The organism is Paenibacillus sp. sptzw28 (genome assembly GCF_019550795.1).
Lineage (GTDB): Bacteria > Bacillota > Bacilli > Paenibacillales > Paenibacillaceae > Paenibacillus_Z.
The window spans coordinates 1,984,016-2,005,098 of record NZ_CP080545.1 but is presented as its reverse complement, the minus strand read 5'-3'; the positions used below and the strand labels follow the sequence as shown (position 1 = coordinate 2,005,098).

Genomic DNA, 21,083 nt, shown 5'->3' with positions numbered 1-21,083 from the left:
CCCTCCCGAGAGTAAAACGCATTTTCTCTATTCTATGAAAGCGGTTTATCAAAAGGTGTGGACAACTCCGGCAAATATGAGATTTTCGCATGAAAATGGTCGAATGCTTGAGAACAACTGTCGTGTCTGCATACGCCCTGTTTCCATATAGTAAGTAGAAAAAGTAAAACAGTGAGGTGAAAAGGATATGACACCGAAAGTGTCGATCATTATACCGTTTTATAACGATCCGTATGTCGATCAGGCGGTCATCAGCGCGCTTTATCAGACATATCCGAACGTTGAGGTTATCGTCGTCGATGACGGTTCTACGCGCTATCAGGAACGTCTGAAGCCTTACTTGTCCCGTATTCATTATTTGGGCAAAGCCAACGGGGGTACGGCCAGCGCCCTTAATTACGGCATGAAGCTTGCCTCCGGCAAATATGTGGCATGGCTGAGCTCCGACGACCGGTTTATGCCGGATAAGATCGCCAAGCAGGTAGCCTATATGGAGAAGACCGGCGCAGAAATCAGCCACACTGATTACGATGTAATGAACGAGCACGGGACGGTTACCTCTCTGGCTCAAGCCGTCAAATTCCCTTCTGCGAAGGCGTTTATTTCGTCGCTTCGTCACGGTTGTGCGATTAACGGCTGCACAATTATGATGACGAAGCAGCTTCTCCAATCCATCGGTTGGTTCAACGAAGGGCTGCCGTATACGCACGATTACGATTTGTGGATCCGGATTATACTGGAGCGGGTCGATTTCCATTATATTAACGAGCCGTTAACGGTTTACCGGCGGCATTCCCAGATGGGGACCGTCAAGCATTTTGACTCGGTACTGAAAGAAGCGCAGGCTATTATCAATCTCTATGCGGGAAGGCTCGATAAGCTGCTGATGGAGCTGCCCGGGTAATGCGCCCAAAGTCGAAACAACAAAGAAACCGCCGGAGCAGGCGGTTTCTTTGTTGTTGACTTAATATTCGTTTTCAACGATACTGCGCAGTTCTGCGGCAACTTCTTTTTGCCACTCTTCTTACGCGAATTTCATTTGTCCAATATCTTACGTGGAGTACATCCCATAATGCGTTTGAAAATGGCGGTACAAGTGGCTTTGGTCGGTAAAGCCGCGCCAATTTCAAGGCGGAACCATTATTCATGGAAGCAAATGATACTTACGTAGTCGATTTGCACCGTGGTTGGGGCGAGTATGACGGACATAAAATCGATTTGAACTGGATCATTACTGTTAAAATCGAAAACGGAAAAATTGTGGAAGCTTATAATTATATTGCCGATCAGCACCAGGTGGATGATTTCTTTTGGAAGGTGTATCCTTTGAAACCCATACCCGAAAGACTTGAAGAGTGAATGGCAGTTCAATTTCGATCCGGAACGAAGTACTCCTGATCAACCGTGACGATTGCCGGGAGTACAAGTCCAATCCAAAATGGAACTGCAAGAGCTGTTTCTCCCCGGCAGTTTCTGAATCGCTGCGTCAGCATGCTGGCACCGAGTTTGTTCCCGCTACATCCGGCTTGTAATTTTGCGGTCATTGGCTCTGGTTGGCGGCATAAAGCCGAGACGGGCGATATAAGCCTGCCAACGCTTCTCATATTTGGCGAATGTCATAGCGGTTTCACGTTCGATCGCCTCGCGGTTGCGCATCGTGCCCATATTGTCGTGCCACCGGTAAGCGCTCAGCGGCTCTGCCAGCAGATGGAACGGAATACCGGCAAGCAGAACCCGGTACCAGTAATCGAGATCATGTGTGAACGGATGCTGCTCGTCGAAATTACCGATTGTGTCGAACAGCGATTTGCGCATCATGACCGTGCAGCCATTGACGGGGTTGCTGCTTTGCAGAGCGCGGTAGAAATCCCCCGACTCGCTGCTAGGCGGAATGATCTCAAGCTCCGTCAGCTTACCTCCGCCATCAATCGTATCAAAACCGGTGTGGCTGATTAACGCGCCCCGCCGCTCCATCTCTTTCACCTGCCGCTCCACCTTCAGCGGGTAAAGCCGGTCGTCGGAGCTGAGCCAGGCTATATATTTGCCGCTTGCATATCGGAATCCATGATTTAACGCGCTGGCTGTTCCGCCGTTTGCCTTGCCAAGGTAATAGATCCGGCCCCGGTATTGTTTCAGCTTATCGGCATGCATGGTCGAGCCGTCATCGACAACTATAATTTCCAAATTGCCGTAAGTCTGCGCAAGTGCGCTGTCTACCGCCTCCGTTACATACGGATCGTTGTAAAAAGGGATCACGATCGTAACTTTCGGCCCACTTGTCCCCATTCACTTTTCCCCTCCCAGTTCAAGCTTTACGGCTTCCGTGCCGTCTCGAGCGCATCCTGCAGCGACTGCATGAGCGGAATACGCGGCGACCAGCCCAGCGCCCGGACTGCATGACAATCGACAGGAGCAGGTGAAGGCGAATCCGACTCGCCGACGGACCACTGCAGCGGGCAGGATGCGAGCGAATCGAATGTATCCGCAAGCTCGCCCAGCGTTCGCATCGTTCCTGACGCAACCGGGTAGATACGTCCTCGCTCGCCCTGGCGAAGCAGCAGATCATATGCGCGCACCGCGTCGCGCACATCGAGCACATCGCGATTCTCCGTCCGCGATGACAGCCGGAACGGCGCCGGCGGAGTCGTGCCGGCAGCTGCGGCACGCTCCGCTGCGGCAGCGTAACGGGCAATCAAGGCGCATATGCCGCTTGAGCGGCCCGGCCCGATCAAATTGGACGGCTCCGCAACGACGACGTCCATTCCGTAGAGCGCGGCCCAGCTTTGCGCCGCCAGCACCTGCATCGTTTTGCTCAAGCTGTAAGGATGCGGCGGCGAAGGCAACTCGCCGGCAGGCGGCAGAGGAAAGCGCAGCATCGAACCGGCCACGACGACGCGGCATTTCACAATGCCATCTTTGCCGCTGCCGTCTCCGCCGCCAAGCCGCCGAACCGCTTCAAGCAGGTGCACCGTTCCCATTACGTTGCTGTGAAGCACATCCGCCGGATCGCTCCAGGATGGAGGGACTGCGTTCATACCGGCCAAATGCAGCACGTAACCGGGCTGCACCCGTACCAACGCTTCTTTGGTCTCGTTCAAGTCAATCAAGTCGCAGCGAATTACGGATTGAGCGCATCTCAGCCATTCCGCTTCACCTTGCTGCGGCAAGCGATGGACGAGTGCCGTCACATCCCAGCCCGCATCCGCGAAGTAACGGCAGGCATGCTCGCCGCAAAAGCCGCCGGCGCCTGTAATCAGCAGGCGTGGGCGGCTCATGCTTCTCTCATCCATTGCGCCAGCTCTTCAAGCATAACCGCATAACCAGGCGCTTCATAACACCAATCCGCCCGGGTGGAGACCAGCGTTCTGTCGATCGCAATCCGGTAGTCGGGAATAATCGTCAAATACGGTTTATGGAAATAATGTCTAAACAGCATCAGCAGCTCCAGTTTGCTGACCGTTTCTGCGGCGGTCAAGTGAACGAGGCCGCCCAGATTCGGCCTCGCTATTGCATAAGCGATCGCCTTCGTCAGCTCAAGGGTAGTCACTCCGTTCCACATGACACGGCCATAGCCGTAAACCGATTCTTCCTGCCGCAGAAACCATTGCAGCAGTCCGATCCCGTTCTCCCGGATCTCCGGCCCTATGATCGAGGTCCGAATCGTCAGGTGCCGTGAATCCCGCATTTCGCCTAGCGTCTTCGTCTTGGCGTACACAGTCGCTCCGTCCGGCAGGTCATCCTCGCGGTATTTCCCTCGTGAACCGCTAAATACGCAATCGGAGCTAATGTGGATCAGGCGTGCATCGACCTCATCCGCGAGATGCCCGAGCCAATGCGGGAGCAGCCCGTTAACCCCATAGGCCTCAAGCGGATGATCTTCGGCATCCTGATTAAGTACGCCGACGGCATTGACGATGACATGCGGGCGCAGCTCATGGATGAGGGAAGCGACCGCTGCCCCATCCGTAACGTCGAGCAAATATCCTTCGCGGTCCTCTCTGGACCTTGTCGTATAAACGACCTCGCAGCCTGGCTCCGACCGGAAATAGCGAACCAGCATATGACCCGCCATCCCGCGCCCTCCGATGATAAGCAGCTTCATGGGAGGAACCCCCCGCGTACGAGCATCGAACGGATTTCTTCCTTATTCATAAGCGAATTGCCGGAGCTGAAGCTTTCGAAATCAACGGCCTTATATTGGCTGTAGTGTTGACGAAGTCCGGGGATATCAAGCGTCGGCAGAATAACGAGATATTCGCTGTCATAGACGATCGTAGTGGTGCTCTCGTGGTCAGTCAGCAAGATTTCGTGAATCTTTTCACCGGGCCGAACTCCTGTTTCAATCATCTTCGCCTCAATCCCCATTGCATCCATCAATACTTGCGCAAGGTCGACGATCCTGCATGTCGGCATAGTCATGACGAAGATTTCGCCGCCAAGGCTTTCCTCAGAAGCTTTAAACAGCAATTGTATCGCATCCTGCAGCGTCAGGAAAAAGCGGGTCATTTTCATATCGGTAATGCGAACCTGCTGCTTCGTCCGGATTTGATTCATAAACAGATGGACTACGCTTCCATTCGTACCCAGCACATTGCCGCCGCGCACGCATACAAATGTCGTGTCCGACCGGAGCAGATTTGCATAAACGATCAGCTTCTCGCCGATCGCTTTCGTCATTCCGTAGAAATTCGACGGATTCGCGGCTTTGTCGGTGGATATATATATGACACGTTTAACCTGATTCGCAATAGCCGCTTCGATGACATTTTGAGTGCCGATGACGTTCGTTTTGAGCGCTTCGTAAGGCTGATCCTCACAAACCGGAACATGCTTCAGCGCTGCCAGATGAAAGACATAATCCACCTCTTCGCATGCCCGCATCAGCGCCTCCTTGTCACGGATATCGCCGATACAGAAGCTTAAACGGGGGTCTTCAAACGAACGGCTCATCGCGACCTGACTCGATTCATTTCGGGAAAAGACAATAATTTCCTTCGGCTGCTGCGGAAGAAGCTGACGGATCAGTTCATACCCCCAGGATCCGGTCCCCCCGGTCACCAGGATACGCTGATTAGTAAACATCCCATTTCCCTCCAAGCACAAATTTGACCACTTTATCCGACACATCGTTCGCCAAATAACCTTCCGGACACTGCCACTTGGCCGGCAGCGCGGTCATGACCGCCGCCGCTTCCTCGATCCGCCGGGAGTTAAGCCCGCAGACGACATTGCTACCGCAGTCGACCGTCTCAGGACGCTCGGTCGTCTGGCGGATCGTCACTGTTGGAACGCCCATCAGGCAGCATTCCTCCTGAACGGTCCCGCTGTCCGTTATTGCGCAAGCGGCATGCCGTTCGAGCCGGACAAAGTCGAAGAATCCGAACGGCTCATAAAATTCTACCCGCTTATCCATCTCGAGCCGGACGCTCCCGTTGTCAATCCGGGAACGGGTGCGCGGGTGAACGCTGCAGATGAGCCGCTTGTCGAACCGCCTTGCAACCCGGTTCAACCCTTCGAGAATGCCGGCGAGCATCTCCGGCCTGTCGACGTTCTCCGCGCGGTGCGCGGTTACGAGCATATAGCCCCCCGCTTCAAGGCCCAGCCGCTCCAGAACATCGCTCACTTCAATGCGCGGCATGTAATGGGAGATTACTTCATGGATCGGATTGCCTGTCAGAACGATTCGTTCCGCCGGAAATCCTTCCCGCAGCAGATTGCTTTTGCTGTAAGCGGTGTACGGCATGTTGATCGTCGACACCGCGTCGATAATCCGCCTGTTCTTCTCCTCGGGTACACGCAGATCGTAGCACCTGTTGCCCGCTTCCATGTGAACGACGGGAATTCCCATTCGTTCGGCGATTATGGCGCAAAGCGCGCTGTTCGTATCACCCAGCAGAAGAACGACGTCCGGCTTGTTTGCCGTAAGCACCCGTTCAACCTCACCGAACATGAGCGACAGCTGCCCGCCAAGTGTTTGCATGCCTTCACCGAGCATATAGTCGGGCTGCCGCAAGCCGAGATCCTGGAAGAAGATGTCGCTGAGCGATGGAGAGAAATTTTGTCCGGTATGCACGAGGACATGCTTCTCGGCCAGCGCATCCAGTTTCTGGATGATTAGACTAAGTCGTATGATTTCCGGGCGTGTGCCTAAGATCGTTACCACGCGCATTATCCAATTCCCCTTTCAGTGAGAAAACTAGAAGCAGGACGCATCTTCGCAGTCAGCGCCGTTTGCGCGGTCCTCCTGAGGCGGAACCCCGCCGGGAGCCTTTTCCGCTTCTTCGAGATCGGCGGCTGCCGGCCTTCCTCGGGAGAGCCTGACGACGGCGGGCCGGCCCGCCTCTCCGGCGTCCCGCCGTCCTTCTCCGTCGTTTGCCCCCACGCTGCGGTGTATGGCCGCCGATCGGCTCGCCTTGTGGAAGAGAAGCTATCATACTGTCCGGAACGGTCCGGACATCTTCAAACAGGTATCCTCCCCCAAGAAAAGCTTCCTCCGAGCCAAAAGGCCTCAGTACTCCGTCCTCGAACAGATATACGGTCGGCCCGCTGCCCCTTACCAGCCACAGCGGTATATACCCGCGCACGATAAGCGCATCGACGAATTTGCGAAGCCGGTCCCGGTATGCGTCAATGCCGAACGCGCCTATCGCCGCTTCCAGATTACGCGCTCCGACAGCCTGCAGCAGCGCTTCATCCCCCAACAAGCGGCTTACCCGGTTGAATAATCCTTCCACATGTCCGGTCGGCACGACGAAGCCTCCATTGCCGGTCGACTCGCCGATCTCAGCCAGCCCTCCGGAGCCGTAGACAATGACAGGCTTTCCGAACACCATGCCTTCGAGAGCGGTCATTCCGAATCCTTCGACCGATAGGCTCGGAACAACGAGGATATCCATCGCAGGGTATACCGTCTGCACCTGTTCCTCGAAACGAATCCACCTGAAACGGCCGATGATATTCCGGCTGCGCGCATAATCGAGACATTTTTCAAAATAGGCGGGGTCAATCGGATTACCCACGATCAGAAACACCGCTTGCGGAAACCGCTCGGACACGTCGACCGCCATTTGCATGAAATGTTCGAGGCCTTTAGCCTCGTAAATCGACGATGAAATATATCCGATCAGCTTGTGCCCGTCCGTTATACCGAGCTGGTTCCGCCGGTTTTGCCGTTGCTCGCGCCATGTTTCGGGCGCCAATTCGCCATGATGCCAGGAAGGCAGGATGAGAGAGGTTTTCGGAAGCAAACCCGGAGTTCTCAGAGGGGCAAGCGCTGCTTCGGAAATCCCGAGTAAGTAATCGGAATAACGCTCTATGACAGCTGCCGCGGCCGACGTATAAGGTGTCCGGCGAATGGCCTCCATTACGGTCCAGACGACGGGAATGCCCAGTGACTTGCCGGCAATGGCAGGCAGCGGATGTACGCACGTATTGGTCAGCACTATATCCGGGCGCTCACTGTTTAAGAGATGTATCAGCTCGCGCCATTGCACGCTTTGCTGCTTCTCTGCGATTTCATCATTCATATGGGATTCAGCGGAATACAGTGAATTAATGAGCGGAACATCCTGGATTATAACGGGGATATCAAGCCGTCTCGCATGTTCCGCAATAACACCGTCATTCGGTACGACGAGCGTGCAATCGAAGGTCGGCAGCAGCTCACGAACCATGAACAACAGAAGCTTCTCCGCACCGGTAATATACTGCGGAGTGCATATGTGCGAGAAGATAAGCATTTTCGGTTTTGAATGCCTCAAGCCGCCCTCCCACCTCCTTCTATGACTGCATTTTCCTCGGTAATACAATATATTGAAAGGGCAGTTCAATCGGCACGACACTTGAACCCTTTACAAGAGCACAAATATGGCTTGAACCGCCTCGGCCATTATCTTGGTAATCGATTCGCCCTAAACAGGAAACAAAATCGCCAGCATTGTCTCAAGGCGGTTCTGGTAAGTGTGATCGCGCATCGTCCTCAGCATGCCGCGCATGGCGATATCACGCCTTTCCTGCTCGTGAGTCAAATAATATTCAATTCTCTCCACCATCTCCTGTGGCGACGAATAAGTTACAATATCTACGCCAGGCGTATAAAAGGAAACGAGATCATCCCTTATATCCGTCAGCTGCAGAGTGGCGCAGGCCGAAATCTCAAATGTACGCGGATTCGGGGACACAGCCGTAATTCCGGTCTGGTTGTTGTTAAAGGTTTCGTCGTCATGCGCCCTATGCATGTTGATAACGATTTTTGCGCCGTTATACATATCCGCCGTCTCACGAGGTCCCATCCATCGTCCAAGGCCGATTTTGTTCGAAAATGTTGAAAAATCCTTCAGCCGCTCCCACCAAATTCCCGAAATGTGGGTATCTTTGGAGGCTAAGTAGCCGGTTACCTGATCGAAGAAAGCAACCCGCTTCCAATAGGCGGAGCCGATAAAACAAATATCGTGGCGCTGCGTCCGTTTCGGGTTGCGCGGCCTGAATTCGGTTGGAAAAGCTCCAAGAGGCAAATAATGCACGCTTCTGCAGCCCAACCGCCGATAGAAGTCGACACAGTTGAGCTCGAGCGTAAAGACCTCATCGTAATGACCGGCAATCGCACCCGTAATATCGGTGTAGTAAGGGTCGTCGGTGAACCAAATCGCCGTACGGATTCCATTCTGGCGCATTTCATCAACATGAGCCAAATTGAAATGCAAGCCATCCAGTACAATGACAATATCAGGCCGGACTCTGGCTGCAATAGCGGCTACAGGCTGAGTTGCATCCGTAACCGTCAGCTGTCTGACAAGCCCCCTCAATGTGGTCGAGATTGCCTCGTCCAGGGGCGAATACGGAAAGCCTTTGCCTGTTGCGACGAATAGAACATGGATCGGCCGGGCTACTACTGCTCGTTCAGCCTTTTTCATTACCGATTCGCATTGTCCATACCAATAACCGTGCTCCCATCCGAGCTGGTAACCGTTCTCCCGTCCCAACGTACTTTGCCTCAAAGTCAAATCGCCTCGTCCTCTGCGCTTGGAAGCCGCCACCCGGTTCACTCCTCTCCTCAAGCTGTAACGCGGTTGTGGTGTTACCAATTAAGCGCTTCGGCAAGCTGCTGCACGCGCGCCTGGAACGTGTGATCTTTCATCGTCCTGCGCAATCCCCGAAGCGCGACGGCACGCCTGTCATCCTCGTGGTTCAAATAGTAATCCAGCTTTGACTGCAGCTCCGCAGCATTTGTAAAGGTCTCAATCTCACTGCCTGGCGTGTAATATAATGGCAAATCCTCACGAAGGTCGGTCAGCTGCAGCGTTCCGCATGCTGCGATTTCGTACGTGCGGGGATTGATGGATCTGCCAGGCAAATTAAGCGTGTTTTTGTTATCCGCCCCGGCGGCCGTCATGCGGTGGAGGTTGATCACAATCTTGGCGCCGTTGTAATACCGTATCGATTCTTCCACGGGAAGCCATCCCATGTGAATGGAAGATTTGAGCCGGGAAAAGTTTTGCATCCGGTCCCATAATCCCCCTGCAATGAAAATCCGCCGGCCGGCCAGATATGGCGCGATTGCGTCTAACATTTCCACCCGATTCCAGAAAGCTTGCCCAATGAAACATATATCGCTGCAATATTTCTGCTCGACTCGCATCGGCTTGAACCAACCTTGATGGACTGCAAGCGGCATGTAATGGACATTCGGGCAGCCAAGATTACGGTACAACGCGATCGTACTCAGTTCATGAGTAAGCACGACATCATACCGGGGCACGATGCGCACCGTATCCTCGGTCGCATACGGATCATCAGCAAACCAAACAGCCGTTCGAACACCAAGCGCGCGAACGGCGTCGACCTGCTCCAAATGATCCTCAGGGAACACATGCAGTCCGTTCAGAACAACCATCCAATCCGGCCTCAGCAAAGAGGCTTGCTCTGCCATTTGCTTCGCATCCGCAACGTACAGCTCCCGTACCGATAACCTCAAAGCCTCAATTATCCCTTGATCGATCGCTTCGAAGCCTTGCGGAATATAAAGCACGCGAACATCATGCTTGACAGGCGTTGCCGGTTTGATAAGGCGCAGCAGCGATTCGCAGGCACCATCTCTCAGACCTCTCTGATAACCGGAAGTATATCCCTTCTCCGCCGCAGCGGAGTAAGCTTGTTTCATCGGCCGCATAACGTACACTCCCGCCTTGTTCTACGTTCTGTCTCCATATATATGCGAGTGACACGCAAGGCTCTTGGTCACTTGTCCGCCGGGGCTCTAAAATTGGCGTTTGTCCCGCCACCTGAGGACACAGGAAAAAAGCCGTTCACATGCGCACCGACGGCTTTGGTTGAAAAAAGGACGTTATGACCGTAACATATACCGTTCATTACCTGTACAATAATACATAGTATAAATTTGGAAGCCAAATCACATATTATAAGAGGTCGCTAAAAACTCAGCTTATGCTTACGATGCTAGTTTTTAGCTAACGCTAAAAACTCTGAGGAGGGTTTGTTATTCATTTCTCTAAAAAACAAGTGGAGCCTATTCCTGAAGAGGAAACGACGATTTGGACATGCAGTAATGAAGGGTGTTCATGCTGGATGAGAGACAATTTCTCCTTCGTCGAACTGCCGGCCTGCCCCATATGTAATTCAACCATGATAAGCGATACGAAATTGCTCCCGATATTGACAAACGGCACAAAAAAAAGTTTTCAAGCATAATAACGGCAGTGTGCACGCTATAACGGATAAAGACATCGCTGTGCCCCCGATGTGAGAGCATCAACTGTACATCATGGCTTACTGCGCCGAATTTGTATGTGCTGACAAGACCTCTTGGATAAATCTGTCTGCAGCCGCGCTTAGCGGGACATCCTTTAAGGTGACAATGCCGATTCCTCTGGCAGGGATCGGTTTTTTCAATTGAATTTCATAAACCTCTCCGGCCTTCAGTTCATCCGCAATGAAATTTCTGACCACACATGCGATTCCGAGGCCTGTCCTGGCAAATTCGACTAACAGATCAACACTTCCAAGTTCAATTTCCGGTTTGATGATGACCCCCTGCCGCTCCGCATAACGGTCAAAGAATGCCCTTGTCACGCTCCCCTTCTCAAGAAGCAAGACCGGATATTCCGATAATTCCTCCCATGAACGCTTCCTCTCCGAAAGCTGCTTGAAAGCTTCGCCGGCGATAAGACAATCCTGGGTCCGCATCGTCTCACGGATTTCCAAAGCTTTATCGGCAATGGGAAGATTGACGATGCCCAAATCGATTCTCCCTTGCTTCAGCAGCTCGACCGTCTCAGGCGTAGTCCGGTTGGTCACCTGTATTTTGACGGCAGGGTAGGTCTCGTGAAAGGTTCTCAGGTGCGGCAGCAGAAAATGCTTGCACAGCGTATCGCCGGCACCTATCTTGATTTCCCCATCGTTAAGCTGGTGCATCTCGGCTATCATTCGTTCTCCATTTTCGATAAAGTGATAAGCTTGTTCAATATATTGATAGAGCGTTTCACCCTCGGAGGTCAGTTTCACACCTTTGGAGGTGCGGAAGAAAAGCCTGCCGCCAAGCTTCGCCTCCAGCTGCTTGATCGTATGGGTAACGGCGGGCTGTGTGATGAACAGCTCGGCTGCAGCCTTGGACAAGCTTCCTGTCTTGGCAGTGAAATAAAACACCCGGTACCATTCCATATTCTCAACCATATCATTAACCACCTTTATATCGGACATAACTAATATTAATTTTATTAATATTTCTATTGAAATTATAATAGAGACCGGGAACAAGTTACAAGCACAACCTCTGGTGGTGGCGAAAAACCATCATTAAGCCAAGAGGCATTACAATCACCTTTAAAGGAGTGAGTCCACTTGAGCGTAACGGCTGTTGCAGGTGCGAACTGGGGCGATGAAGGAAAGGGTAAAATGACCGATGCTCTTGCGGCCGATGCAAGTTTCGTGGTCCGATTTCAGGGCGGCAGCAATGCGGGGCATACGATCATCAACTCGCTTGGGAAGTTTGCGCTCCGCATTCTTCCCTCGGGTGTCTTTTATCCGGGGGTGACGAACGTTATCGGTCCCGGTGTGGCGCTTAATCTCACCGATCTGTTTCAAGAGCTCGATGCGTTGACCGCCAGGGGAATTTCCGAGCCCCGTTTAAAGGTCTCAGACCGCGCGCAAATCGTGCTTCCGATTCATAAACAATTTGATGAGCTGGAGGAGGAACGGTTAGGGGACCGCAGGTTTGGTTCAACCAAATCCGGCATAGCACCGTTCTATGCCGATAAAGCGGCAAAGCTCGGCATTCAAGTGGCGGACTTATATGATCAGAAGCGTTTACTGGAACGCCTGGAAGCCGCTCTTACGGCGAAAAATATTCTTCTTGAGCATCTGTATCATAAGCCCCGCGTGAATGCGCAGCTCATTGCCGCCGAACTCGGAAAGCAAGCGGAAAGGCTCCGGCCGTATGTATGCAACACCTCCGAACTGCTGCTTCAGGCTGTACGGAGCGGCCGCCCGATACTGGTTGAAGGACAGCTTGGCGCTCTGCGCGATCCGGACCATGGAATTTATCCTTTCTCGACCTCTTCTTCAACTCTGGCCGGTTATGCCGCCGTCGGAGCCGGGTTACCCCCGCATGCGATTACCCGTATCGTGGCGGTAACCAAGGCTTATTCCAGCTCGGTCGGAGAAGGCCCACTTGTCTCGGAAATCGTGGGACCGGCGGCAGAAGAGCTTCGGAGGCGCGGAGGCGATTCCGGAGAATACGGCGTTAACACAGGACGTCCGAGACGAATCGGCTGGTTCGATGCGGTGGCGACCCGGTACGGCTGCATGCTGCAGGGTGCTACGGAAGCGGCTCTGACCAATCTCGATGTCCTCGGTTACCTGGATAAAATACCTGTTTGCACCGCGTATGGAATCAACGGCTCATCAACGACGCAATTTCCCGTTTCGGCCATAATCGGCTCAGCGAAGCCGGTTCTTGACGAGCTTCCGGGCTGGAAGGCAGACATATCCCATATTCGCAAGTTTGATGAGCTTCCCCCGCATGCACAGAATTATGTACTCCAAATTGAGAATCTCATCGAAGTGCCCGTCCGCTTCATATCGGTCGGACCTGACCGGGAACAGCTCATTGTAAGGTAGCTTAAAGCCGTTAAGCGACCGCTTTTCTGCGGTCGCTTTGTTACGGCTGCTGCTCATATGCCAGTTGATGCCCGTCTTCAAAGCCTTTCGCAAAGCCTGCGTTATATCCCTCATTATAGGCCTGATCAAACGACTGATTATAGGCGCTCGCGGCATTGTTTGCTTTTCTGGCCTGTTGACGCCTCCGCTTTACCGGTTTGCCTTTGCGCATGCCGGCGGACCGGCTCGATTTCCTTGGTTTTGCAGCAGCAGACCGCTGAATCCGCCGTTTTGTTCTCGCTGCCGCAGCCGGACGCCGGCGTCGACCCGCTTTTCTCGCTCGTGCTTTCACAACAGTTTCCTCCCGTTGGTCTCTGACCTGCCCTCGGACGGAGCCGCATCAAAGGAGATTGCACCCGCTTGGAGCCATGGTTTTGCAGGTATCCCCTGCTTCAACCGCCTCATTCGAACACACGAAACCGCCTCTGCCATTGTAAGCTGCAGCGCGGTAAGCGACCTTACGTTCTCGCGAATCGATTTGGACAGTCCCGGCGAGTGCTCCGATATATCCGCTATACTCTCCAAAATGCGGGCGACGGCCTGCTGGCTGCGGGCAATTGAACGGACCAGTTCGATCCGCGCCTCTCCCTCATTTCGAACTATATTCATAAGTCCTTATCTCCCATATCGAAGCCAAAGCCCTCCTGTTCTTGACGGAGCGCAGCCTTCAGGACGTTCACCATGCCTTGGTTCACCTTGGTAAGGCTCTCTATTACATCAACTACTTTATCATGGACATTCAAAGTCTCCTTCAAATGCTCCTCGTGATCCGAAAACGCATCCGGCGTGACATGATTACACAGCCAGCTGCGGACCTTCTCGGCCTCGACCGCTTTGGCTTCCAGGATCATCGCCACGTTCCACTGAAGTTTGGCGGAGGCATCCAGCATTCGCGCATATGCCGTTTCCCGACCCATAGCTCAGCACTCTCCTTTTACCCCGCCTTATTCTTCTTCCTCGCCGCCAAGCTCTTTCATTACGGAAGAAATAGTCAGAGCTATCGTCTCCTGCAGCTCGGCTATACCGTTCAAATAAGCGATAACACTCTTGGTCAGCTCCTTCGATTGGTCCATCAATTCGCTTACCCCGCCGAAATTCGGATGCTGATCCGGCAAAGCATGCACCAATTGAGCCATTCGTACCGCAACGTGGCGCTCCGCCTCAAGGACACGCACCATTTGCTCGTGAGAATGCGACATATGCTCGACCAGTTCCGTTACAATATGATGCATGTCACTGACCCTCCCTGTTCACTATCAGCATATGCACGCGGAACGCGCATGACACTGTTAAAGAGCCGGCGCCGCTTTGACAGCTTACAAATGCGCCGCAACCCGCACCGGAGCGATGATGGGCAGACCTTCCGCCATCGCAGCGATTTGCTCGGCGGACAATGCGGCAAGCGGCTTACTGTGCAAGCCCCACGCCTGCATAGCGGTTTGGCTCGCCACTCTGCGCCGCATTCCGTTCTCCAGCACATAGACGAATCCGTCAGGTCCCGGTGCGATCAGTCCGCTTACCGACGCCGGCTGATCGCCTCGTCCGTGCCAACGAGCTTCGGCTTCTTCCGCCGAAATCGCTTCTCCAAGCGGCCACCGCCTAAGATCAACCAGCGACAACCTCGCAACCGGCAGCGAGAGCATGCCCATGATCGGACGGCGCAGACCGCCTTCGATCCAAAATAGTGTCTCGCCGACTCCGCGCGCAGCGATTCCTTGCGGGAAAAACGCCGTTTCGCCCATTTGCTGCAGCTCAGGTTCCCCTCCGCCTGCCCGCACACGTACCATTTCTTTAACCCGGTGCACCAGCTCATGGGGATTGCCCCATTTGTCCATATAAAACTGCATATTACGGTCATTCACCTCGGTGAGCTGTTCCCCGAGGGCATTCATACTCACGCTGCCATAGTGATGTATGAACGTATCGCGGGCGATGACAAGCGAATATCCCTGCAGGCGAACGCGGATATTGTAATCGTCATCCTCGAAATTCCCCACCGCATAGCCCTCGTCAAGAAAACCGGTTCGCTCCCACAATTCCCGGCGGAACAGCAGGCAAAAGCCGGTCAATCGATCGGTTCGCTGCCATTTGGCCGGATCGGGCACATTGAAGCTCTCGGCAAAACCGTGCATATCTTCTATCCGGGTATAGGGCACACTGATGCGCTGATCCCCGCTGATAAAATTGGTCACCGGTCCCACCATGCCGATCTTCGGATCACTATTGAGGCACTGCAGCATGTTAGCCAGCCAGCGCTCGGTAACGATGGTATCATTATTCAGCAGCAGCATCGTTTTACCTTTGGCCATCATCATACCAATATTGGTAGCGCCGGCAAATCCCCGGTTCGTTTCCAGAATGCGGTATCGCACAAGATTGCCGGTACTCCGCAAATATTTACTAGTTCCGTCCTTCGAGGCGTTGTCGACAACAATGATTTCATAGGAAAGATCGGTGTGCTCCCCTATGCTCTCTATACATTGCTTCAAATAGTCGACCTGGTTGAAGCTGGGAATAATTATGCTCGTTCCTTCGAAAAACGTGCCGAAGCTATCGTAGCCCGCGCGCATCCCTTGCTGATATCCGGCCTCATGGCCTACCGGATAACCTTGAGGGACGCGGACGGCGGAACGAGCGGGCCGGCGCCTTTTAGGCGAACGTACTTTCCGTCTCTTCCGTCTCTTCCGTATCATCGGTTTCCACCCCTATTTTCGCTTATCCTTCAAACCGGTCATCGATTAGAGCGTATAGTTCCCATTGACGATCATATCGGCCATATGGCCGAAATCGAGTGCCACCTTCCCCCGTTCCGCCGCGATCCTCCAGCAGAGGATAACCGCCGGAATTCCTGCGGAAACGAGCGCCAGATCGAAGTCAGAGTCCCGCAACTCCGCCATGACCCGCTCAATATCGGGAAAACCTTTAACCGGACTGATGACTCCGGACACCGTATATCCGCGTCCCGTCAACACACGTGCCAGTTCAGACGCCGCATTACCGATAACAAGAAGCTTGCGGCCTGTAAGCAGTTGGGTAAGCAGTCCCGCTTGATATAAGCCGTAATTAATCGTGGAATTCGTCATTCGCAGCGATCCGGCGTCAATATCGTGGCTTCGCAGAACCGGATGCAGCAACGGTTGGAAATGTTTCCGTCTCGATTGCGGTACTCCCACGATCTGTGCATGACGTACAGCCAGTGCGAGCTGGTCGCGTGCGGCGAAATCCGGGGGATCTACCCCTGCATAGGGTAGAAACCGGCCTTCCCTCTTCACCGTTTCGACATCATAAACGCCTCCCTGCGAAAGCGCGAGAAGCTCCCCGTCGCCTAATCTGACTACTGCGCACGGCCGATCCGACACAATGGCTTGCTCCATCTCCGCATATACATCCTGGACATCAATTAGCGGATAAAGCATCGGCCGCAGCCGTTCAACGCCGGCGGCAATAACCTCCTGAAGGGTCACCTCGGGAAGCAGCACATTCGCCGGCACCAATTGCTCCAGCCATTGTTCGCCGCCTTCGTATTTACCAAGCTCGTAGCCTGCGGTAAAAGCGGACTCGCGGTGATCATGCGCTTCCGTTTCTACGTACGTCTCCTGCCTGAGCTTACCGTTCGACTGCTTCCGCAGACGACGGTGCTGGCCTTTGGAAACAGGGCGAACCCCCAATCTTGTCCGTTTCTTGGATGAATAAGTCCGTTTATCTCCCGCAATGCGGCTTCGGGTTTGCCCGGCCGGTGCGCCGGCTGCCTTCCGCTTGGGAGATGTCCGGGGCTGCAGATTCCTTACCCTCTTGGGCGATGCCGGTTGTTCAGGCTTAGGACCGTTCATCACGGCATGAGTAACCACAACCGGCATAATCGACCGGTTATGAAATATTTTATTTCGGCCGCTCATGGCGCGGTCCCCATAAGCTTCGCGGAAGCTTCATACAGGGATTCGAAAGTCCCGGCATCCGTCCACCAACCGCTTAACAGGGAATGCTTCAGCAGCCCTTTTGCTGCATATGCGTTATTCACATCGGTAATTTCCAGTTCTCCTCGCTGCGAAGGCGTTTGCCCGGCAATAAACGTAAACACCGAGTTGTCGAACAGATAAATACCGGTTACGCAGCTGTCCGTCTGAGGAAGGGACGGTTTCTCATCGATTCGGAGAATGGCGCCGTTCTCGCCGAATACCGGGACACCGTAGCGCTCCGGGTCCGGTACCTTTTTGAGCAGCACCATCGCCCCCTCCGGCTGACGTTCAAATGCTTCAAGGTGCGGCTTTAACGGCTCCTCGAATAAATTATCTCCGAGCAGTACAAGGAATTTCCGGTCACCGGCGACGAACGGCCGCGCCAATTCCAGCGCCTGGGCGATTCCCCCTGCTTCCTCCTGAACCCGGTAGGTCAGCGAAACTTCGTAATCGCGGCCGCTTCCCAGAAACGATGTGAACGATCCCGCTGCGTCCCGCCCCGTAACGATCAGAATGTCGGTTATGCCTGCTTCTTTGAGCTTCTCAATACTGTAACAAATCATTGGAAGCTTCCCGACGGGCAGTAAATGTTTGTTCATCAGTCTTGTAAGCGGCAGTAACCGCGTCCCGGTTCCGCCGGCCAAGATGACAGCTTTCAAATGGAAGACCTCCTCTTACGAATTCATATAAAAACAGCAGGATCGATCTGCCACTTCCCCATAAATCGCTGCCGGTTGCATTCGACAAGCTGCTGCAGCGCGCTTGGGTCGCTCCGATTGAAGCTTGCGCTTCCCAGGTGGTGCACGAACACGCTTCGGCACATCAACAGAATAAAGCCGTTCATTCGCGCACGCAGGCAGTAGTCGTCATCCTCGTAATGGCCTGGTGAGAAACCCTCATCGAGCTCGCCGATCCGCTCATACAAATCCCGTTTAAACAGCATACAGAAACCGACGAGCCGAAGAATCGGCTCGGCAAGCAATTCCGGCTGATTTCTCAGCTCTTTCGCCACCCGGTGAAATTCATCCATAGAATCGAAGGGATACTGCACTTGCTGTCTCCCGCTTGCGTAGTTCGTTACCGGACCTACCATTCCAACCTCATCGCTGCTGTAGAGCGATTGCAGAAGACCGTCCAGCCATCCATGCGAAACGATGACATCGTTATTAAGGAGAAGCAGATTATCTCCTGATGCCATGCGCAGCCCTTTATTGCACGCTGCTGGAAAACCGGTGTTGTACGGCAGTGAAATGAACGGAATTCTCTCCCGGATGCACCATTCACAGGTTCCGTCCGTCGAACGGTTATCGACGATGATCAGCTCATACGGCGTTTTCTGCTCGTCGGTGAACCGACGGATCGAGTCGACTGTTTGCTGGACGAGACCAAGACCATTGTGCGTTGGAATGATAATGCTCGTTCGTTTCATTGACGTCCACCTCCAGCATGGCTGCGGCGCCTGACACGGTCGTAAAGGGTCAGTCTGCTCCCCTTTAATTCCATCGCCGCTTTCAGCGCCTCAATATGCTCATCGAGAGAAAGCTTTGTTGAACCGTCTTTTTCCTTCGGCTCCCGAATATTCGGGCAAACAGCGATATTCAGGTCATGGCCGATTGCCGCCTGATGGGCAATTGGCGGAATCGCAAGCGCGGTTATTCCAATCGTTTCGATCGCTCTTCTCGACCAGGCGTTGGGGAGCGTCTCGGCTGAGTTTGCCCCTAATTCAGGACGTCTGAGCGACCAGTTGATGAAAGCTCTCACTCGCGACAGATCATCCCAATTCCGGAAAACGCCAAGAGAAGCCGTGGTATCACTGATTGCCACGTCCGCCCCGCTATCCACCGTTTTAAGGAGGATGGCCAGTCGTTCGGCCGGGATACGCTTGCTCCCATCCGCGAATAATACGGTGTCCACGTTGGAAATCTTGGCGCCTACGGACCGAATGCCGCCGAAGGGTTCTCCCGGATAGACGATCGTGATGCCCGGTACATTGCGGATTTGGCTAAACTCACGGCCCTCCGCATCCCTAAGAATCACGATAATTTCCTGCAGCGGCAAGCGAAGCAGCTCCTCCAGTGAACCCCGGTCGATAGCTTTTCCGCCGGTTAGGACGACGGCTGCCGCTGTTCTGTCCAGAGGCACAGGCAGCCAGGATTGTCTTGGCCAACGCAGGGCATCGGTAAAACCATCCGCATATGCTTTTCCCTGTCTAAGCAATAAATCGGTGATTTGGCCGCCGTCCCGGCTCCCGCAGCGCCCAGTCCAGCTATCATTAATCCGGCGCTTCAGCCAATCCGGATCCTGAATGGCGCTGCTTCCACCTTGCAAAGAAGCCGCATCTTGGGATCCGGCCTCGTAAGCCGGCCTTAAGCTGCCGCTGGATAATCTTGGAGCGGTTCGAATCCTCCGCCGTTTATGTTTGCTTTGGCCGTTAGGCTTTGAACGCGAGATTCTAAACGCTTGATTATGTCTTTTACTTGATCTGGCCGGCTTCGATTTTCGCATGCGCTCACCTCGTCATGTCCTGTTTTCGCGGCCAATCCGCGGAGCCTTCAGATCCGCTGTTTTGACTTATCATCCAATCAATTGCTTCCAAATGATCGCCGACAATGAGCAGCTCGAGTGGATTCGTCCGCTCCCGCCCGACACGCGGCAGATTCAGCTTGCCGACATTAATGCGGCGGACAGGTGCAACGCGAAGTCCGAGCTGTACCGCTTTGGCATGCGCGAGAGGCGGTACGGAAAGCGCATCTACCCCAATCGTTTCAAGTGCCTTTCGGCTTATCGCATGCGGCACCGCCGTCATCGATGTGCCGTTCAAATCCGGCCGGTTAAGAAGCGCGTTAAGCGCGTGCTTTGCAAGGACGACGCTGTGAACGACCGGTTTATTCGTCGGCCCGGAATAATTGTTCAGCGCAACGTCAGTTTCTCCCGACAGAACGGCTTGAACGAAAGGCTTGAGCGCCCCCGCGGGAATAATCATATCGCCATCGATAAAGAGAAGCACCCGGCCGTTCGCCGAAGAAGCCCCGATGCTGCGTCCGACATCATGACCAAGCGGCTCCGCGTATTCGATGACGCGCGCGCCGCTTCGTCTGGCGATAGCAGCAGAACCGTCGGTCGAGCCGTTAACGACTACGATAACCTCCGTGCTTTCATGAATACGCTGAGCTTCGCGGATAACACGGCCGATCGTTCGCCTCTCATTCATTACCGGAACAATAACTGAAACGGCTGTTCCCTCTTTTCCGTCGGCTCTTCCGGCCTGACCTTGAACAATAACAGACCCATGAGCCGGACTAAAGGCCGGGCTTTTATATTCGTCATGCTTTATGCCACGTGGCTTAGTGCCGGGAATACGTCCTTTCCGCTGCTTCCAGGCGGTGTTCCGGTGCGCCGAAACGGCTTGCCGCGAACGCAGCTTCGACCGCTTAGCACCGCCTGATGCTGCTGCGTGTCCGCCGGATCTTCCGCCCGCAAGCCGGGGCGGCGGAGATTTCCTGCTCGTATGGCGTACAGCAGCTGCCCGCTTACCGCCCGAAAATGCTGCTTTAGCCAAGCCGCGGGAGGCTCCCCGACCGGCTAATCGATTTGATGCAGCGCTTATGAAGGCTGTCGGCAAAGGCTTGGAGGCGGCCAGTGACGAGGGAATCAGTCTTTTGTTTCCTGATAACTTTGCTCTTCCTTTGCTCCTCCGTCCGATTACCACACCCGCCCGCGAGGTTGAAGTGAGGTATGAAGCCGTTCGCCTGAAGCCTAAGGGATACCTCAACATATTCACCCTTTCGTCAAATACGGATCATTACGGCAAACCGCAAAGTAGACAGTCCTTCTACAATTTATTGTATGGACACGTAAGCGCATGAGGAACGGCATTTGTACGTCAAGGCTACAGCCTCGCGCATTACTGGGGCTCTCGCTATGGGTGGATGGAGCCTGATTAAAGCTTGATTG

Annotated in this window: 24 protein-coding genes; 5 read left to right on the top strand and 19 right to left on the bottom strand. The window is 53.9% G+C overall.

From position 1 onward, the window contains the following. Window positions 1-187: 187 nt before the first annotated feature. Together KZ483_RS08990 and KZ483_RS08985 are read left to right on the top strand one after the other, a co-directional pair. Window positions 188-904, top strand: a complete 717-nt coding sequence (locus tag KZ483_RS08990; RefSeq protein ID WP_220352308.1) for a glycosyltransferase family 2 protein — start codon at window positions 188-190, stop codon at window positions 902-904. A gap of 242 nt (window positions 905-1,146) precedes the next feature. Continuing rightward, a complete protein-coding gene (locus tag KZ483_RS08985; RefSeq protein WP_220352307.1) occupies window positions 1,147-1,359 on the top strand; it encodes a nuclear transport factor 2-like protein in 213 nt (70 codons plus the stop codon). Between the two features lie 156 nt (window positions 1,360-1,515). On the opposite strand, the gene KZ483_RS08980 is transcribed toward KZ483_RS08985, so the two are convergent. The 8 genes from KZ483_RS08980 to KZ483_RS08945 all read right to left on the bottom strand — a co-directional run bounded on the left by KZ483_RS08980 (window position 1,516) and on the right by KZ483_RS08945 (window position 10,168). Next, on the bottom strand, window positions 1,516-2,286 hold the full coding sequence (locus KZ483_RS08980; protein WP_220352306.1) for a glycosyltransferase: 771 nt from the start codon (window positions 2,284-2,286) through the stop codon (window positions 1,516-1,518). A gap of 26 nt (window positions 2,287-2,312) precedes the next feature. Further along, entirely contained in the window at window positions 2,313-3,275 is a 963-nt protein-coding gene (locus KZ483_RS08975; RefSeq protein ID WP_258881604.1) for an NAD-dependent epimerase/dehydratase family protein, read from the bottom strand. Beyond that, window positions 3,272-4,102: a dTDP-4-dehydrorhamnose reductase family protein gene (locus KZ483_RS08970; RefSeq protein ID WP_220352304.1), complete on the bottom strand. Its 831-nt coding sequence runs from the start codon at window positions 4,100-4,102 to the stop codon at window positions 3,272-3,274. Before KZ483_RS08970 ends, KZ483_RS08975 begins: the two co-directional genes overlap by 4 nt. Further along, entirely contained in the window at window positions 4,099-5,082 is a 984-nt protein-coding gene (locus KZ483_RS08965) for a polysaccharide biosynthesis protein (protein ID WP_220352303.1), read from the bottom strand. Before KZ483_RS08965 ends, KZ483_RS08970 begins: the two co-directional genes overlap by 4 nt. Continuing rightward, the gene (wecB, locus tag KZ483_RS08960) at window positions 5,072-6,169 is read right to left on the bottom strand and encodes a non-hydrolyzing UDP-N-acetylglucosamine 2-epimerase (protein ID WP_220352302.1); all 1,098 of its coding nucleotides are present in this window, start codon (window positions 6,167-6,169) and stop codon (window positions 5,072-5,074) included. The genes KZ483_RS08965 and wecB overlap by 11 nt, the downstream gene beginning before the upstream one ends. Before the next feature lie 52 nt (window positions 6,170-6,221). Further along, window positions 6,222-7,760 (bottom strand): glycosyltransferase family 4 protein, encoded by a 1,539-nt coding sequence (locus tag KZ483_RS08955; protein WP_220352301.1) that lies wholly within the window; start codon window positions 7,758-7,760, stop codon window positions 6,222-6,224. A gap of 150 nt (window positions 7,761-7,910) precedes the next feature. After that, a complete protein-coding gene (locus KZ483_RS08950) occupies window positions 7,911-9,035 on the bottom strand; it encodes a CgeB family protein (protein ID WP_258881603.1) in 1,125 nt (374 codons plus the stop codon). A 41-nt stretch (window positions 9,036-9,076) separates the two neighbouring features. After that, a complete protein-coding gene (locus KZ483_RS08945; protein WP_258881602.1) occupies window positions 9,077-10,168 on the bottom strand; it encodes a CgeB family protein in 1,092 nt (363 codons plus the stop codon). A 329-nt stretch (window positions 10,169-10,497) separates the two neighbouring features. Here KZ483_RS08945 and KZ483_RS08940 point away from each other — a divergent pair, with 329 nt between their 5' ends. Beyond that, window positions 10,498-10,707, top strand: coding sequence for a cold-shock protein (locus tag KZ483_RS08940; RefSeq protein ID WP_220353344.1), 210 nt, complete (start codon window positions 10,498-10,500; stop codon window positions 10,705-10,707). A gap of 78 nt (window positions 10,708-10,785) precedes the next feature. On the opposite strand, the gene KZ483_RS08935 is transcribed toward KZ483_RS08940, so the two are convergent. Beyond that, entirely contained in the window at window positions 10,786-11,688 is a 903-nt protein-coding gene (locus KZ483_RS08935; RefSeq protein ID WP_220352300.1) for a LysR family transcriptional regulator, read from the bottom strand. Window positions 11,689-11,856: 168 nt separating this feature from the next. On the opposite strand from KZ483_RS08935, the gene KZ483_RS08930 reads away from it, so the two are divergent. Continuing rightward, window positions 11,857-13,134, top strand: coding sequence for an adenylosuccinate synthase (locus tag KZ483_RS08930; RefSeq protein ID WP_220352299.1), 1,278 nt, complete (start codon window positions 11,857-11,859; stop codon window positions 13,132-13,134). A gap of 40 nt (window positions 13,135-13,174) precedes the next feature. On the opposite strand, the gene KZ483_RS08925 is transcribed toward KZ483_RS08930, so the two are convergent. The 10 genes from KZ483_RS08925 to KZ483_RS28405 all read right to left on the bottom strand — a co-directional run bounded on the left by KZ483_RS08925 (window position 13,175) and on the right by KZ483_RS28405 (window position 20,352). Continuing rightward, complete coding sequence (locus KZ483_RS08925) at window positions 13,175-13,465, bottom strand: hypothetical protein (protein ID WP_220352298.1); 291 nt, start codon at window positions 13,463-13,465, stop codon at window positions 13,175-13,177. Further along, window positions 13,462-13,782 (bottom strand): hypothetical protein, encoded by a 321-nt coding sequence (locus tag KZ483_RS08920; protein WP_220352297.1) that lies wholly within the window; start codon window positions 13,780-13,782, stop codon window positions 13,462-13,464. Before KZ483_RS08920 ends, KZ483_RS08925 begins: the two co-directional genes overlap by 4 nt. Further along, window positions 13,779-14,090, bottom strand: a complete 312-nt coding sequence (locus KZ483_RS08915; RefSeq protein WP_220352296.1) for an alpha-helical endospore appendage domain-containing protein — start codon at window positions 14,088-14,090, stop codon at window positions 13,779-13,781. The genes KZ483_RS08920 and KZ483_RS08915 overlap by 4 nt, the downstream gene beginning before the upstream one ends. 27 nt (window positions 14,091-14,117) lie before the next feature. Then, the gene (locus tag KZ483_RS08910; RefSeq protein WP_220352295.1) at window positions 14,118-14,405 is read right to left on the bottom strand and encodes a nucleoside-diphosphate sugar epimerase; all 288 of its coding nucleotides are present in this window, start codon (window positions 14,403-14,405) and stop codon (window positions 14,118-14,120) included. An 84-nt stretch (window positions 14,406-14,489) separates the two neighbouring features. After that, window positions 14,490-15,866 (bottom strand): glycosyltransferase family 2 protein, encoded by a 1,377-nt coding sequence (locus KZ483_RS08905; protein WP_220352294.1) that lies wholly within the window; start codon window positions 15,864-15,866, stop codon window positions 14,490-14,492. Between the two features lie 45 nt (window positions 15,867-15,911). Next, complete coding sequence (locus KZ483_RS08900; protein ID WP_258881601.1) at window positions 15,912-17,069, bottom strand: GT-D fold domain-containing protein; 1,158 nt, start codon at window positions 17,067-17,069, stop codon at window positions 15,912-15,914. Next, entirely contained in the window at window positions 17,066-17,788 is a 723-nt protein-coding gene (locus KZ483_RS08895; protein ID WP_220352293.1) for a sugar phosphate nucleotidyltransferase, read from the bottom strand. Before KZ483_RS08895 ends, KZ483_RS08900 begins: the two co-directional genes overlap by 4 nt. A gap of 23 nt (window positions 17,789-17,811) precedes the next feature. Further along, a complete protein-coding gene (locus KZ483_RS08890; RefSeq protein ID WP_220352292.1) occupies window positions 17,812-18,558 on the bottom strand; it encodes a glycosyltransferase family 2 protein in 747 nt (248 codons plus the stop codon). Continuing rightward, window positions 18,555-19,634, bottom strand: a complete 1,080-nt coding sequence (locus KZ483_RS08885) for a hypothetical protein (protein WP_220352291.1) — start codon at window positions 19,632-19,634, stop codon at window positions 18,555-18,557. The genes KZ483_RS08890 and KZ483_RS08885 overlap by 4 nt, the downstream gene beginning before the upstream one ends. Window positions 19,635-19,638: 4 nt before the next feature. Next, window positions 19,639-20,352 carry a glycosyltransferase family 2 protein gene (locus KZ483_RS28405; protein ID WP_309568674.1) on the bottom strand — a complete coding sequence of 238 codons (714 nt, stop codon included), beginning with the start codon at window positions 20,350-20,352 and terminating at the stop codon, window positions 19,639-19,641. A gap of 109 nt (window positions 20,353-20,461) precedes the next feature. Between KZ483_RS28405 and KZ483_RS28400 the strand changes: the two genes are divergently transcribed. Further along, a complete protein-coding gene (locus tag KZ483_RS28400) occupies window positions 20,462-20,995 on the top strand; it encodes a hypothetical protein (protein ID WP_258881800.1) in 534 nt (177 codons plus the stop codon). Window positions 20,996-21,083 lie beyond the last annotated feature (88 nt).